Source organism: Desulfuromonas svalbardensis (assembly GCF_055389415.1).
Window position 1 is genome coordinate 1,916,424 of sequence record NZ_AP042416.1, and the last position, 14,467, is coordinate 1,930,890.

The window sequence follows — 14,467 nt, forward strand, 5'->3', positions numbered from 1 at the left end:
TGTGGCACTGTACGTAACGTGGTGGTGGGAAGTCAAAATGGAAATCCTGATACTTTTCTTCAATGAGATTAGTTTTTCTGATGGGTTGTGCTAGAGAATAGCTGGTGAATTAAATCTGTTTGACGATCATTTGTTGAGTTTGGTATGATGAAAAATTGTGTTCAATTATTTAGGTGTATTTAAATCGTTCCATTAACTTCAATGATAGGAAATAGACGTGGCAAATAAGATTGTGATCGACGAGCTGCGGTGTAAGGGCTGTGCTTTGTGTACAGTAGCTTGTCCCCAGAACTTGATAAAAATGAGTAAAGAGCTGAATAAACAAGGATACCTCCCCGCAGTGATCAGCCTTGCAGATCTAGAGCGCTGTACGGGTTGTACGCTATGTGCCCAGATGTGCCCAGATGTGGCCATTGAGGTATTTAAGGGAGTTAAATAAGTGTTATGGAGGAAGGCTTGACTAAAAGATTATTTGTAAAAGGAAACGAAGCGGTAGCGATGGGCGCTCTGGAAGCGGGCTGTCGGTACTATTTCGGTTATCCGATCACTCCTCAGAGTGATATTCCCGAGTATATAGCGCGTGAAATGCCTAAGCTTGGTGGCCAATTTATTCAAGCGGAGAGCGAAATCGCATCGATCAATATGTTGCTTGGCGCAAGTGCGAGTGGCGCTCGGGCAATGACCTCATCTTCAAGCCCCGGAATCTCTTTGAAACAAGAGGGGATCTCCTACATGGCTGGCAGTGAATGCCCAGGCTTGATTGTTAATATCTGTCGTTCAGGTCCAGGCCTTGGCGGTATTGATGCCTCTCAAGCGGACTATTTTCAATCGGTTAAAGGGGGCGGTCATGGTGGTTACCACATCATCGTTCTCGCACCTGATTCAGTACAAGAGATGTACGATATGGCCATGCTGGCGTTTGATCTGTCCGATCGTTATCGCGTACCAGCGATGATTTTAGCTGATGCGGTGATTGGCCAAATGAAAGAGGGCTTAACGCCTCTCCCGTATGTTGCTCCAGATGATCTTGAAGTGAAAGATTGGGCTTTGATCGGTGATGGTAAAGCGGGTGAGCAGAAGGTTGTCAAGTCACTCTATTTGGGTGATGGTGAGCTGGAAGCACACAACAATCGTTTGCATGCAAAGTACGCAGTGATGCAAGCCAAAGAGGTGCGCTACGAAGGTGTGGAACTTGACGATGCCGAGTTCGTGGTAACGGCCTATGGTAGTACCGCGCGGATCGCTAAAACAGCTGTTCGCTTGGCTCGTGAGCAGGGTATGAAGGTTGGCTTATTACGTCCAATCACGCTGTTCCCTTTCCCAAAGGGAGCCTTTAAAAAGCATACCAGTGCTGGACAAAAGGTGCTGTGCTTTGAGCTGAACAATGGTCAAATGGTGGAAGATGTTCGCTTGTCGGTACCGGGAACGGATGTGTCCTTTTATGGCCGCGCTCCGGGTGCTGGTTCGTTGCCAACACCTGAAGAGTTCCTTGACCAGATTCGCACCCATTACGAGGCTTGATGATGACGACAGAGATGAAAAAAGTATTTTCCCGTCCTGATTCATTGAAGGACGTTCAAACCCATTATTGTCCGGGTTGCCAGCATGGAACCGTCCATCGCTTGGTTGCGGACGCGCTGGATTATTTTGGCATCAAAGATCAAACGATCGGTGTGGCATCGGTGGGCTGCAGTGTTTTCCTGTATGGTTATTTTGATATTGATGTCATTGAAGCACCACATGGCCGCGCTCCGGCTGTGGCAACGGGTGCAAAACGTGTTCATCCCAACCGTCCGGTGTTTACCTATCAAGGCGATGGTGACCTTGCTGCTATCGGCACCAGTGAAATTATTCATACCGCTAACCGTGGCGAAAAGTTAACGGTTATCTTTGTCAATAACACCACCTACGGTATGACAGGTGGCCAGATGGCACCAACGTCTCTACCCGGGCAGAAGACTTCGACCTCACCAGAGGGGCGTAATGTCAACACTGATGGCTATCCGATCCGCATGGCAGAATTGCTGTCTGGTTTAGAGGGGACTGCCTACTCTGTGCGTGTTGCTGTGGATACTCCTAAGCATGTGCTACAGGCGGGCAAGGCGATCCGTAAAGCCTTTAAAACACAATTGGATGGTCAAGGCTTTGCGTTTGTTGAAGTGTTGGCAACGTGTCCGACAAACTGGGGTATGACTCCGTTACAGGCCAATGAGCGGGTTGCCGATGAGATGATCCCTTATTTCCCACTTGGTGTTTATAAGGATGCAACAGAGTAATCATTGTTGCGTTCCACTTGATTTAGAAGCACGTTGTCACAAAGGGTTGGTGAAGGTATGAATCATGATGTTTATATGGCTGGATTTGGCGGCCAAGGAATTTTGTTGATCGGTAATTTGTTGGCGTATGCCACAATTTTAGAGGGGAATCAGGCATCTTATTTTCCCGCTTATGGTGTTGAAAAACGGGGTGGCGCGGCAACGTGCACCATCGTGATGTCAGATAAAAGTGTTGGTTCTCCCGTTGTTGGCGAACCAGAAGCGGCGTTGTTATTGAACCCGTTGTCGATGGAAAAATACTATAGTCATGTTCGCAGTGGTGGGTTTGCTTTGATTAATTCATCCTTGATTGACGATGATGGCTCACGGCGCAATGATATTAAACGATTGTTGATCCCCGCCAACGAGATGGCTTTGGAGATTGGTAATTCCCGTATGGTGAATATGATTGTACTTGGGGCGTATGTTGAGTACAGCAAGGTTGTTTCCGTTGATTCACTCAAAGAGGCGTTGAAAGAGGTGCTTCCAGAGCGTAACCATCGCTTTTTGCCCATGAACCATCAAGCCTTGGAAGCTGGCGCAGAATTCTGTCGTCAAGCTTTTGCTCGTTAACGTTCATCTGTTATTGAGATGACTCCTGTGTTCAAAAGCTGGACTTGTATCAATTTCAGCGGTATAAAAAGGCCGAGCGTATGCTTGGCCTTTTTTACGTTGAGTGGATTTTGTAGAACTATGGAGAAATATTGTGCCCATTGTTGAATTTGTTAAACTCGATAAGCCTGAAAAAGCCAAGCATTTATGCGAATTGGCTTCAGAGTTTTATCATCAAGGTAAACGGGTACTGATCATTGTCGTTGATGACAACCAAGCGTTAACCCTTGATCGGTTTATGTGGACATATGATCGTCATTCGTTTTTGCCGCATGTTTGGGACAATGGTGCCGTGGAATGCCATGAAGAGGCGATTGCTATTGGTACGCAGCAGCGTAACCCCAATAGGGCACAAGTGCTGATTGCCGCCTCACCCTGTACCCCAGAGTTTATGCGCCAGTTTGAGCATGTGATCGATTTTGCTGAAACCTATGATGACGCACTGCGTGACGCGGCACGAAAACGCTACGCACAGTGGCAAGGGGTAGGTTGTGAACTTCGAATGCGGTAATGATGGTGGTCAGAAAAGCGTGATTTGCGTTGATACCTCGTTGGTGTTAGGGCAAGAAACTGCCATCAATGATTCAGCGCGTCAGGCGTTAGCGTTATGGTTGCCGCAGGTTGGTGACGCTGTTTCGCTGTGTGATTGCAATCAGCGTTGGTTTCGTGCACGGATTTGTCAGTTGGACGATGAGGGGGCAACAATTCTCCCCTTTGAAGCCATTGGTGTGCCCGAGTCTGCGATTGAGATTTGCGTGTTTCAAGCCTTGCCGAGCAAAGAGTGTTTTGAGTTGGTGTTGCAAAAGTTAACCGAGATCGGCGTAACGCGCATTGTGCCATTTATCAGTCAGCACTCAGTGCCATTAGGAGAGCGCGATGCGGGGCAGCAGGAGTCGCATCGTTGGTCTGAAGTGATATTGAACGCTGCCAAGCAATGCCGGCGCGGATTATTGCCAGAACTTGCACCCGTGCAACAGTGGGATAACCTTTACGCTGAGTTTTCAGCGTGGGATGTAAAGATTCTGCTCGATGAACAGAGCAGCGGTTGGTCTCTTGCTGATGGTGTCGGTAGTAGTCGGCCAACCCGTATTGCCATTGTTGTTGGCCCTGAGGGTGGTTTTGATCGCCAAGAGGTGGAATGTGCACAGCAGCATGGTGTGGTGCCGGTAGCACTAGGAAATAGAATTTTACGGACCGAAACGGCAGCTATTGTTGCGGCGACATTGGTTCAACATATAGTAGGAGATTATGCCTGATTCAATTGTAGATCAAACGCCTCGGCGCGATGATCGTCATCATATTGCTATTGTACTCGTTGAGCCACAGGGGCCATTAAATATCGGTTCTGTTTGTCGGGCGATGGCCAATTTTGGTTTTACCGACTTGCGCTTAGTGAATCCTCAAACTGATCACCTCAGTGAGGATGCCCGTAAGATGGCGGTTAAGGCGGGGGAGTTACTGGAATCAGCGCGTGTGTATGACACCTTGGCTGAAGCGCTGAGTGATCGTCAGTATTCCCTTGGCACTACTCGCCGTTTTGGTCGTTATCGCGATGATTTTTTGTCTCCTGATGGTGCGGCAAACTACCTATCTAACCTTGGTAGTTCGGTGGCTTCAGCGTTAGTGTTTGGTCGTGAGGATCGTGGTCTGCTCACTGAAGAGTTGGATCTGTGTCAGCGCTTTATCACCATACCAACGAGCGATGAATTTCCGTCGATGAACTTGGCTCAGGCGGTATCGTTGTGTTTATATGAGCTGTCTAAGGTGATTACTGCGGGGCAAAAAACATCCTATGGCGAAGGAGTTTTGGCGAGCACAGCTGAACTTGAAAATATGTTTGGCCGCATGCGTAAAGCTTTGACTAACATTGAGTATCTCGATGTTAGCAACCCAGACCATATTCTACGCACCTATCGCCGCATTTTTGGTCGCGCTGGTTTGATGGAACGTGATGTTCGTGTCATGCAAGGACTTTGGCGTCGTATTGGGTGGTTATATAACCAATTAGATGAAGAACAACTTAAGGCTATTGATCCTGATAAAGAGCGGGACCGTGACTGTGATCATGGTGAGGACAACTGATGAGCGAACTGTTATCAAGTGAACAACTGGCGAATGGTGTACAGATTAACTTTAATGATGTGACAAATCGCTATTATGGTGATTACCATCGAGTTTGTATTGAGGTTGAGTTGCGTTTCGCCAGCGAAGAGTTTGCTCAGGGCCATAAATTTCAAACTCTTGAGCGTATGGGAGTGAGTAGCGCGGATGTAAAATCTGTTCAAGAACAGCTACTTAACTCGTTTCGTCAAGGAACAATGACATACATGGCCAGCGAGAACTTTGAGAAGAAGTTCCTCAAATCGTCTAAAACGCGCAAGAGTATCCTGCTGCCAGGTCTGAAATGAGTGTCATTGTTGACATAACGACCCTAACGCATGGTGGCGATGGTTTAGGTCGCTTAGATGGTAAGGCGGTATTTGTTAGTGGTGCTATCCCGGGTGATCAGGTGCGTTGCCAGTTGACTGTAGAAAAAAAGCGTTATGCTAAGGGGCGGTTGCTTGAAGTGGTTCAGTCTTCTCCGGAGCGTGTAGAGCCGCCGTGCCAACATTTTTCAGAGTGTGGTGGTTGCGATTGGCAACAACTCTCCTATGAAGACCAATGTGGCTGGAAAGAACGCCTATTTCGCGAAAATTGTGACCATCAATTAGATGTTGATTCGGCTGTGGTAAAACCGCTGGTTAAGAGCCCACAACAGATGGGCTACCGAAGTCGTGTTCAATTTAAGTGTAGTGTCAGCGCAGATAGATTCCTGCTGGGGTTTTATCGTCGCGCGAGCCACAGTGTTGTCGATGTTGCCTGCTGCCTCGTGGTTGATCCACGTATCGAGCGCCTTATCTCGCCACTTCGTCAGTTGTTTGATGGCAGTGTCTACGCTCGGCAGGTGATTCAAATTGATGTCGCTGTCGGCGATGTGGGAATGCCTCGGATTGTGATCCATTTTAAAGGGAATAAATTCGATTGCTTTGCTCAGTGGTTGTGCGAAAATTCTGAATACATTGATGGTTCATTTTTTGCTCTAGATGAACGCTCGGAACACATACAGCAGATTCGCGGCGAGGTTGGAGTGTCGATTGGGGTGGATACTCCGGCGATCACATTAACTTATGGAGTTGGCGGGTTTGCTCAAATTAACTTAATGCAGAATCGCCATCTCGTTGAAATGGTGTTACGCGAAGCTCAGCTTTGTGATGACGATACCGTACTTGATCTGTATTGTGGTATGGGTAATTTCTCGTTACCGCTTGCTCGTCGAGCCAAGCACGTGATCGGTGTGGAAGGTTATGCACCCTCAATTGCTTCAGCTGAAAAGAACGCTGCCGTTGCGGGTTGTGAAAATGTGGTGTTTCATAGTTGTCGTGTTGAGCGGTTTATGGAGTCAATGTCAGAAAAAGTTGATGTTGTTGTTCTCGATCCGCCTCGTGCCGGAGCGAAGGAGGCTCTAGTTCCGCTATTGAAATTGACGCCGAGATCGATTGTTTATGTTTCTTGTGATCAGCAAACATTGTTACGTGATTTGACTGTATTGATTGATGGTGGTTATCATCTGGAATCAATACAGCCGATTGATATGTTTCCGCAGACGGCACACACAGAAGTGCTTGCCGTGTTACGGCAGATAACTTCGCGAGACTGTGACCTTTAGTTCTCTGATTCTGTATGTTGGCTGTAGACTTTTTACTTGTTATTTTTATTCCAGCATGCTAAATAATGCGGGATTTAAACCTTTTCATTCATTTGGGAAGTGAGCTTTTAGCTCACTTTTTTTGTTTTTACAGGGTTCGTAGATGGTATTTGAACAAACAATAGCGCAGGTTATGTTGATTGCTGATCCTATTTTAGATGAGCAGGGTCTTGAATTAGTCGATCTTGAATATCAACAAATGGGTTCTGAGTGGTTATTACGCTTTTATCTTGATAAGGTCGGTGGCATTAATCTCGACCAGTGTGCTGCATTTAGTCGTGAATTGAGTGCTGTCCTTGATGTTGAAGAAGTGATCAAAGTCGTTTATCGACTTGAGGTCTCATCTCCTGGGATGGACCGAATTATAAAAAAAGATGCAGACTTTGAACGTTTTAAAGGGGAGATTGTCCGAGTGAAAACACTTGTGGCCCTTGATCCTGATGGACGTGGTTGTCTGCGCAAGACATTTGTTGGTGAGTTGATTGGCTTAGAGCAAGGTAAGGTTATTGTTGATCAACAGGACCAGCCCGAAGGTCGTGTAGAAATTGCTCAGGCTGATATTGCAAAAGTTAATATCGAACCTCAGTTTTAATAATAAATAAATCGGTATCAAGGTGAGCTGTCTACATCGCTGATACTTCCGTTGCCTGAATGTGTCAGGAATAGAAAAGTATAGGAGATTTATAATGGTTGCGAATCTCAACCACGTCATTGATCAAGTGGTAAAAGATAAAGGCGTAGAGCGTTCTGTGTTAGTTGAGGCGTTGGAGTCTGCTGTTCTTTCCGCTGCAAATAAAAAGTATCGCAATACACGCGAACTTGAAGCTCATTACAATAATGATCAAGGTGAAGTCGAATTATTTGAGTTTGTTACCGTTGTAGACGATGTTCAAGACTCCTACAAAGAGATCGATCTCAGAGAAGCTCAGGAGATTGATGCTGAGGTTGAGTGTGGTGATTCCCTTGGTATGAAGATGGACTCTGGTACTTTTAGTCGTATTGCGGCGCAAACTGCAAAACAGGTTATTATTCAAAAAGTACGTGAAGCAGAACGTGAAGGGATTTACAAAGAATTCAAGGATCGTGTTGGTGAGTTAGTAAACGGTATTGTTCGCCGTTATGAGCGTGGAGATCTGATTATTGATCTTGGTCGCGCTGAAGCTTTACTTCCTCATCGCGAGCAGGTTCCTCGTGAGAATTACCGTCAGTCTGATCGTGTTCGCGCTTATATCGCTGAAGTTAAGATGTCACCGAAGGGCCCGCAGATTATCATGTCGCGTACCCATCCAAGCTTGGTGATTGAATTGTTTAAAACGGAAGTTCCTGAAATTGCAGAGGGAATCGTTGAGATCATTGCCTGTTCTCGTGAGCCCGGTAGTCGTGCTAAGATTGCTGTTGTTTCGCATGATCCTGATGTCGACCCAGTAGGTGCATGTGTTGGCATGCGTGGTTCACGTGTGCAAAATGTTGTTTCAGAATTGCGCGGCGAAAAAATTGACATTATCCCTTGGAGCCATGACATGGCACGCTTTGCTTGTTCAGCATTAGCACCTGCGGACGTTTCGCGTGTATATGTTGACAATGATGGTCAAGCGATGGAGATTGTTGTTCCTGACGACCAGCTGTCTTTGGCGATTGGTAAGAAGGGTCAAAATGTTCGTTTAGCTGCTCGTTTGATCGGTTGGAAAATCGATATTAAAAGTGAGACTCGGGCTGCTGAGATTGAGCAAGAAGATCTCATTACTGGTGACGAAGCAGAAGAAGCTTCACCAGCTGAAGTTGAAGATGATGTCGCCGAGGCGATAGAAGAGAATAGTGCTGTTGTTGATGATGTCGAAGCTGATGTCGAAGCTGATGTCGAAGCTGATGTCGAAGCTGATGTCGAAGCTGATGGCGAAGCTGATGTCGAAGCTGATGGCGAAGTTGATGTCGAAGTTGATGTCGAAGTTGATGTTGTAGATGAATAATCCGTGATGGATCAAGTGGAGTAAGTCTCTTTGGTAAAAGAAACACATAAGGTTTTAAGAACTTGTATCGCTTGCCGCGCAACAGAAGCGCAAGAGACACTTGTTCGGTATGTTTCAGCACCCGATGGTAGTTTGCTGGTTGATTATCGGCATAAACTTCCTGGTCGCGGAAGCTATACTTGTTTGAATAGAAAATGTATTACTCAAGCTGTGCAACGCAAAGCGTTTACACGGTCTTTAAAAAACACTCAACTCAATGTTGATGCAGAACAATTGATTAGTTCAATACAAGAGCAAGTGACCGCTCGTGTATTAAATCTGATTGGGATGGCACGCAAGGCTGATTTGGTGAGTAGTGGTAGCCAATTAGTCATTGCTTCGCTTCGAAACCCTCGTGATATTGCATGGGTTCTGATGGCGAAAGATGTCTCGGAAGGTGTTGGTTCGAAAGTACGACAACGGGCTGCACGTGCTGGGGTGCCACTGATTGAGTGTTTTGATAAAGCGGCAATAGGGCAAGCGTTAGGCTTATCGGAGCGAAGTGTGTTGGCTTTGATGAAAAGTCCTTTGGCGCAATCATTAAATCAAGAGCTGCAACGATATACGTATGTAATGGGGGAACTCTGATGGCGAAAATTAGAATATACGAACTGGCACAGCAAATGGGCGTTGAAAATAAAGAACTGCTCGAACGTTTGCAACAAGCAGGAATTGAGGCTAAAAGTCATATGAGTGTTGTTGATGAAGAGGCTGTACGTTCATTGGATAAGATGAAGGCATCAGCCGAGACCCCCCCCGTATCTTTCGACGAAGAACGTGTGAATACTGGACTGATTCGTCGTCGTCGTAAAGTTGAACCTCCTCAGCCAGTTGTTGAAGAGGTTGTCGCTGAAGAGCCAGCCGTTGTTGAAGAGGTCGCTCCTGTTGTGCAGGCAACGGCCGAAGAGACTGTAGACGAATCTCCTGCTGTTGTTGAAACTGCGGTTGAGCCAGTCGTCGATAAAGTTGCTCCTGCCAAGGAGGTTGAATCTGAACCTGCTGTTGTTGCAGAAGCTCCTGAGGTTGAATCGGTACAGGCAGAGACACCAAAATCTGAAGTTGTTAAGGAAGCTGTTGCTGAAGTACCAGCTGCCCCAGCACCGAAACGTAAAGCTGCAACGCGAAATGTTGCTGCAATTGTTTCCACTGCTGCTGAAGCTAAAGAGGTAACAAAGCCAACCAGTGGTGGTGCTAAAATTTTAGGCCGCGTTGAATTGCCACAATCCGCATTACGCGGCGACGCACGAGGTCGTAAGCCACAGACACGTAAGCCGCAACCAGGTTCAGCGAGACCCGGTGCTCCAGCGAGATCTGGTGCCCCAGCGAGACCTGGTGCTCCAGCGAGACCTGGTGTTCCAGCGAGACCTGGTGCATCAACGAGACCTGGTGCGTCAACGAGACCAGGTGCTCCAGCTCGGCCAGTTTCTGGCCGACCAGCGATGACTCCTGAAGCTCCTGTTGGCGACGCGGGTCGTGATCAGCGTGCTAATCGTAAGAAAAAGAAGGGCGCCAAAGGGGGCGATTATGCTGGTGCAGGTGCAGCACCAGCTAGTGATGGCAATCAACGTCGTCGTCGTAACCAGATGGAGGTCTTTGAGCCTGATCGTGGTGGCCGTGGTCGTCGTGGTAAAAAGCAACCTAAAGTTTCTAAGAAGACAGAAATTACAATTCCTAAAGCGATTAAGCGTGTGATTCGCATTAGTAATGCGATCACCGTTGGTGAACTAGCGAAACGGATGGGTGTTAAAGCGAATGATCTAATTCGTGAACTCATGCGTCAAGGCTCGATGGTTACCATTAACCATCCTCTTGATTTTGAGAGTGCTTCTATTCTTGCTTCGGATTTCAATTATGAAGTTGAAAACGTTGCCTTTGATGAAATTAGTATCTTAAGTTCAGATGATATTAAAATTGACGAAGAAGAAGTGTCAACGAATGCTGTAGAACGTCCTCCTGTTGTCACAATCATGGGTCACGTTGACCATGGTAAGACAAGTTTGTTGGATGCGATCCGTAAAGCAAATATTGCTGACGGTGAAGCTGGTGGAATTACTCAACACATTGGTGCATACGATGTTCAGATCAATGATAAAACGATCTGTTTCCTCGATACTCCTGGTCATGAAGCTTTTACTGCCATGCGTTCACGTGGTGCAAAAGTAACGGATATTGTTATCCTTGTTGTTGCTGCTGATGATGGTGTTATGCCACAGACTAAGGAAGCAATTAGTCACTCTAAGGCTGCTGGTGTTCCGATTATCGTCGCCGTCAATAAAATCGATAAAGAGGGTGCTAATACTGACCGCGTTATGCAAGAACTGACTGAGTTTGAGATGGTTCCTGAAAAATGGGGTGGTGATACGATCTTTGTTGAGGTTTCTGCCAAGAAACAAACCAACTTAGATCAACTGTTAGAGATGGTTTTGTTGCAATCAGAAGTTCTAGAATTAAAAGCTGATCCAACAAAACGTGGTCGAGGAACTATCGTTGAGGCACGTCTCGATAAAGGCCGTGGTGCAGTTGCGACGGTACTGGTACAAGACGGTACGCTTCGTATTGGCGATCCTATTGTAGCCGGCTTGCATTTCGGCCGCGTTCGTACCATGATCAATGATCTCGGTATTAAAGTGACTGAAGCTGGTCCTTCGGTTCCTGTTGAGGTTACTGGATTGCAAGGTGTTCCTGATGCTGGTGATAATCTGCATGCCTTGGAAAATGAGAAGACGGCGAAAGAGGTTGCAATGCATCGCCAACATAAGCTTCGTGAAGCTGAGTTAGCGCAAAACAGTCGCTTGTCATTAGAGCAACTGTATGCACGTATTCAAGAGGGCAACGTCGAAGAGCTTAAAGTTATTGTTAAGGCTGACGTTCAGGGTTCTGTTGAGGCCGTGAAGGACACTCTGAGTAAGTTGACCACCGCAAATTGTCGTTTGACTGTTGTTCATACGGGTGTTGGTGGTATCACTGAAAGTGATGTCTCTCTTGCTTCGGCATCCGATGCAATTATTATCGGCTTTAGCGTTCGTCCTGAAGCAAAAGCAGCGCAACTGGCTGAAAAAGAGGGTGTTGATATTCGCCTCTACAGCATCATTTATGACGCAGTTAACGATATTCGTGATGCGATGGAAGGTTTGCTTGCGCCGACATTGCGTGAGAAACATCTAGGTCGTGTTGAAGTACGTGATACCTTTAGTGTGTCAAAAGTTGGTACCATCGCAGGTTGTATGGTGCTCGATGGCAAGGTCACTCGCAATGCTAAGGTTCGTTTGGTCCGTGATAGTATCGTAGTTTGGGAAGGTATTCTTAGTTCCCTTAAGCGTTTCAAGGATGATGCGAAAGAGGTTGCAACCGGTTACGAGTGCGGTGTTGGCCTTGAAAAGTACAATGACATTAAAGTGGGCGATGTGATTGAAGCCTACGAGATGGAAGAGTTTAAAACAGAACTATAAGCTATGATGGAAATACTTTTCTGCCAGTGGAGCCGTGTAGTCGGCATCACTGGCAGTTTTAGTTCAGGTCCATATTGATTAAATCAATTTATAGATTTTTGACACATTTTTTGAAGAGGATATACCCGTGGCAAGTCAACGTTCAGTACGAGTTGGTGAATTAATCCAGAAGGAACTTTCCGATATTATTCTGCGTGGTTTGCGTGACCCTCGTGTTGGTTTTGTTACCATTATGTCGGTAGATGTGACCTCTGATCTGCGCATGGCTCGTGTTTACTTTACTGTTATGGGGGAAGAATCTGACAGTGAGGAAACACAAAAAGGACTTGAAAGTGCTAGTGCTTATCTACGTCGTGAACTTGGTAAGCGCATAAAGTTACGTCACGTACCTGAATTATTGTTTAAATATGATAAATCGATTGCTTACGGTAATCATATTGAATCAATTATTCGCAAAATTGAGACTGGTAACGATGCTGAGTAAAACAGTTGAAGCGATTAAAAATGGCCAGACGTTTCTGGTCTTAGCCCATGAAGGCCCTGACGGTGATGCGATGGGGTCAACTCTCGCGCTGGTTAATGCTTTGAATGAGATGGGTAAAGAGGCAACTGCATTTAATATTGATGGTGTTCCCGAGAAATTCAATTTTTTGCCGGGTTCTGAGCATGTAGTGACCAACATCGAAATGGGTCGTTCTTTCGACGTTGTTTTTGTGTTGGATGTTGGTGAACTTCGTCGTGCTCAATTAGAAGTACGGCCAATGTGTAAAACGTTGATTAATGTTGATCATCATCCTTTTTCAGAAGACTTTGGTGATATTTATTACCTCGATACAAATGCTAGCGCAACTGCTGCGATTCTATATCGGGTGATTAAAGAATTAGGTCACCCGATTTCAAAGGATGTTGCAACGTGTATTTATACTGCAATTTTATCTGATACGGGTTCGTTTCGTTATTCAAATTCGAATGGTGAAGCGTTTGCCATTGCTGGTGAAATGATTGATGCGGGTGTTGATCCATGGCATGTGGCGGGTGGCTTATATGAGAGTCAAGAAGTTGAGCGTTTGCAATTGCTCGGTCTTGCTTTAAATACTATTCAAGTTTCTCCATGTGGCCGATGTTCTGCTATATATGTCACTCAGCAGATGCTTGATCAGGTTGGCGTTGGTGCTGAATTTGCCGATAGCTTTGTTAATTACCCCCGCTCCATTAATGGAGTTGAGGTTGCATTGTTTTTCCGTGAAATCACTTCGACATCATTTAAGCTTGGTATGCGCTCAAAAGGGACCATTGATGTAGGTGCCTTGGCACGAGAACTCGGTGGCGGTGGCCACCACAATGCTGCTGGTGCTGAACTGTCTGGTTGTATTGATGATGTGATGCAGGATACTTTTAAGCGCATCGATCAGTTGCTAGCTGAGATGGTTTAGAGACGATGGATGGTCTATTAATCATCGATAAGCCACAGGGGATAACGTCGCATACCGTTGTGCAAAAAGTTCGTCGTGCCTGTGATGTGAAACGTGTTGGTCATGCGGGTACGTTGGATCCGTTAGCCACTGGGCTTCTTTTGGTTGGTGTTGGCAGTTGTACACGGTTGATTGAGTATCTTGTTGCGACCGATAAAGGTTATCGGGCGACATTTCGTCTTGGGCGTGTGACCGATTCACAAGATATAACAGGTCAAGTGGTCAGTGAACATCCGACAGATCAAATCACCGCTGAACAGATTCGCGAAGTCTGCTCCCACTATATTGGTGAGATCGAGCAAGTTCCGCCGATGTTTTCAGCGTTGAAGCAAAATGGCGTTCCTCTTTATCGATTAGCTCGTCAAGGTATTGAAGTTGAACGGCAAAAGCGTAAGATTACGATAACACGCTTCGATGTTGAATCTATTGATGGTTCTGAAGTTACGATCTATGTTGATTGTACAAAGGGAACTTATATCAGAACCTTATGCCATGACATAGGTCAAGAACTTGGTTGTGGTGCTTGCATGACGAGTTTACGTCGTGTTCGTAGTGGGCCCTTTGATGAGTCAATGGCTCTATCCTTGGATTCGATCATTCAAGGTGATTTTGAGTTGTTATCTCCACGTTCAGCATTAAGTGGCTTTGAGGAGGTTCAGGTTGCAACCAGTGGTCGAGATCGGTTGCGTGAGGGGATCCCTCCACGTATTGAAGATTTGAATAGCGCTGTTGATCTTCAGGCGCAACAACAAGTCGTGTTGATGGATGGTGAAAAATTGATGGCTATTGCTAGCTATGATCCAGAGCATGAGTTAGAATCAAGAGGCGATTTTAAGTTGCTGAAAGTATTTCCTAGCGGGATCTAGAC

General features: G+C 46.1%; 16 protein-coding genes. All 16 read left to right on the forward strand.

Annotated features, from left to right (window positions below; all coding sequences use genetic code 11):
• Window positions 1–217: 217 nt before the first annotated feature.
• The 16 genes from ACZ5KY_RS08715 to truB all read left to right on the forward strand — a co-directional run bounded on the left by ACZ5KY_RS08715 (window position 218) and on the right by truB (window position 14,465).
• On the forward strand, window positions 218–439 hold the full coding sequence (locus ACZ5KY_RS08715; RefSeq protein WP_464243507.1) for a 4Fe-4S dicluster domain-containing protein: 222 nt from the start codon (window positions 218–220) through the stop codon (window positions 437–439).
• A 17-nt stretch (window positions 440–456) separates the two neighbouring features.
• A complete protein-coding gene (locus ACZ5KY_RS08720; RefSeq protein ID WP_464243508.1) occupies window positions 457–1,521 on the forward strand; it encodes a 3-methyl-2-oxobutanoate dehydrogenase subunit VorB in 1,065 nt (354 codons plus the stop codon).
• A gap of 14 nt (window positions 1,522–1,535) precedes the next feature.
• Window positions 1,536–2,276 carry a thiamine pyrophosphate-dependent enzyme gene (locus ACZ5KY_RS08725; RefSeq protein WP_464244651.1) on the forward strand — a complete coding sequence of 247 codons (741 nt, stop codon included), beginning with the start codon at window positions 1,536–1,538 and terminating at the stop codon, window positions 2,274–2,276.
• Window positions 2,277–2,333: 57 nt separating this feature from the next.
• Entirely contained in the window at window positions 2,334–2,888 is a 555-nt protein-coding gene (locus tag ACZ5KY_RS08730) for a 2-oxoacid:acceptor oxidoreductase family protein (protein WP_464243509.1), read from the forward strand.
• Between the two features lie 133 nt (window positions 2,889–3,021).
• The gene (locus ACZ5KY_RS08735) at window positions 3,022–3,438 is read left to right on the forward strand and encodes a DNA polymerase III subunit chi (RefSeq protein WP_464243510.1); all 417 of its coding nucleotides are present in this window, start codon (window positions 3,022–3,024) and stop codon (window positions 3,436–3,438) included.
• Window positions 3,419–4,183, forward strand: coding sequence for an RsmE family RNA methyltransferase (locus ACZ5KY_RS08740; protein WP_464243511.1), 765 nt, complete (start codon window positions 3,419–3,421; stop codon window positions 4,181–4,183). Before ACZ5KY_RS08735 ends, ACZ5KY_RS08740 begins: the two co-directional genes overlap by 20 nt.
• The gene (locus tag ACZ5KY_RS08745) at window positions 4,176–5,009 is read left to right on the forward strand and encodes an RNA methyltransferase (RefSeq protein WP_464243512.1); all 834 of its coding nucleotides are present in this window, start codon (window positions 4,176–4,178) and stop codon (window positions 5,007–5,009) included. Before ACZ5KY_RS08740 ends, ACZ5KY_RS08745 begins: the two co-directional genes overlap by 8 nt.
• On the forward strand, window positions 5,009–5,335 hold the full coding sequence (locus ACZ5KY_RS08750) for a hypothetical protein (protein ID WP_464243513.1): 327 nt from the start codon (window positions 5,009–5,011) through the stop codon (window positions 5,333–5,335). Before ACZ5KY_RS08745 ends, ACZ5KY_RS08750 begins: the two co-directional genes overlap by 1 nt.
• The gene (locus tag ACZ5KY_RS08755; RefSeq protein ID WP_464243514.1) at window positions 5,332–6,633 is read left to right on the forward strand and encodes a class I SAM-dependent RNA methyltransferase; all 1,302 of its coding nucleotides are present in this window, start codon (window positions 5,332–5,334) and stop codon (window positions 6,631–6,633) included. The genes ACZ5KY_RS08750 and ACZ5KY_RS08755 overlap by 4 nt, the downstream gene beginning before the upstream one ends.
• A 142-nt stretch (window positions 6,634–6,775) precedes the next feature.
• Window positions 6,776–7,264: an LSm family protein gene (locus ACZ5KY_RS08760; RefSeq protein WP_464243515.1), complete on the forward strand. Its 489-nt coding sequence runs from the start codon at window positions 6,776–6,778 to the stop codon at window positions 7,262–7,264.
• A 94-nt stretch (window positions 7,265–7,358) separates the two neighbouring features.
• Window positions 7,359–8,639 (forward strand): transcription termination factor NusA, encoded by a 1,281-nt coding sequence (gene nusA / locus ACZ5KY_RS08765; RefSeq protein WP_464243516.1) that lies wholly within the window; start codon window positions 7,359–7,361, stop codon window positions 8,637–8,639.
• 30 nt (window positions 8,640–8,669) lie between these two features.
• A complete protein-coding gene (locus ACZ5KY_RS08770) occupies window positions 8,670–9,266 on the forward strand; it encodes a DUF448 domain-containing protein (RefSeq protein ID WP_464243517.1) in 597 nt (198 codons plus the stop codon).
• The gene (gene infB, locus ACZ5KY_RS08775; RefSeq protein WP_464243518.1) at window positions 9,266–12,127 is read left to right on the forward strand and encodes a translation initiation factor IF-2; all 2,862 of its coding nucleotides are present in this window, start codon (window positions 9,266–9,268) and stop codon (window positions 12,125–12,127) included. The genes ACZ5KY_RS08770 and infB overlap by 1 nt, the downstream gene beginning before the upstream one ends.
• A gap of 127 nt (window positions 12,128–12,254) precedes the next feature.
• Entirely contained in the window at window positions 12,255–12,611 is a 357-nt protein-coding gene (gene rbfA / locus ACZ5KY_RS08780) for a 30S ribosome-binding factor RbfA (RefSeq protein WP_464243519.1), read from the forward strand.
• Window positions 12,601–13,560: a DHH family phosphoesterase gene (locus tag ACZ5KY_RS08785; protein ID WP_464243520.1), complete on the forward strand. Its 960-nt coding sequence runs from the start codon at window positions 12,601–12,603 to the stop codon at window positions 13,558–13,560. The genes rbfA and ACZ5KY_RS08785 overlap by 11 nt, the downstream gene beginning before the upstream one ends.
• A 5-nt stretch (window positions 13,561–13,565) precedes the next feature.
• Complete coding sequence (gene truB, locus ACZ5KY_RS08790) at window positions 13,566–14,465, forward strand: tRNA pseudouridine(55) synthase TruB (protein ID WP_464243521.1); 900 nt, start codon at window positions 13,566–13,568, stop codon at window positions 14,463–14,465.
• Window positions 14,466–14,467 lie beyond the last annotated feature (2 nt).

Coding starts and splice junctions, on each gene's coding strand:
- ACZ5KY_RS08745 (WP_464243512.1), top strand. CDS start 4,176: ATGCCTGATTCAATTGTAGATCAAACGCCTCGGCGCGATGATCGTCAT.
- nusA (WP_464243516.1), top strand. CDS start 7,359: ATGGTTGCGAATCTCAACCACGTCATTGATCAAGTGGTAAAAGATAAA.
- ACZ5KY_RS08755 (WP_464243514.1), top strand. CDS start 5,332: ATGAGTGTCATTGTTGACATAACGACCCTAACGCATGGTGGCGATGGT.
- infB (WP_464243518.1), top strand. CDS start 9,266: ATGGCGAAAATTAGAATATACGAACTGGCACAGCAAATGGGCGTTGAA.
- ACZ5KY_RS08725 (WP_464244651.1), top strand. CDS start 1,536: ATGAAAAAAGTATTTTCCCGTCCTGATTCATTGAAGGACGTTCAAACC.
- truB (WP_464243521.1), top strand. CDS start 13,566: ATGGATGGTCTATTAATCATCGATAAGCCACAGGGGATAACGTCGCAT.
- ACZ5KY_RS08785 (WP_464243520.1), top strand. CDS start 12,601: ATGCTGAGTAAAACAGTTGAAGCGATTAAAAATGGCCAGACGTTTCTG.
- ACZ5KY_RS08730 (WP_464243509.1), top strand. CDS start 2,334: ATGAATCATGATGTTTATATGGCTGGATTTGGCGGCCAAGGAATTTTG.
- ACZ5KY_RS08750 (WP_464243513.1), top strand. CDS start 5,009: ATGAGCGAACTGTTATCAAGTGAACAACTGGCGAATGGTGTACAGATT.
- ACZ5KY_RS08760 (WP_464243515.1), top strand. CDS start 6,776: ATGGTATTTGAACAAACAATAGCGCAGGTTATGTTGATTGCTGATCCT.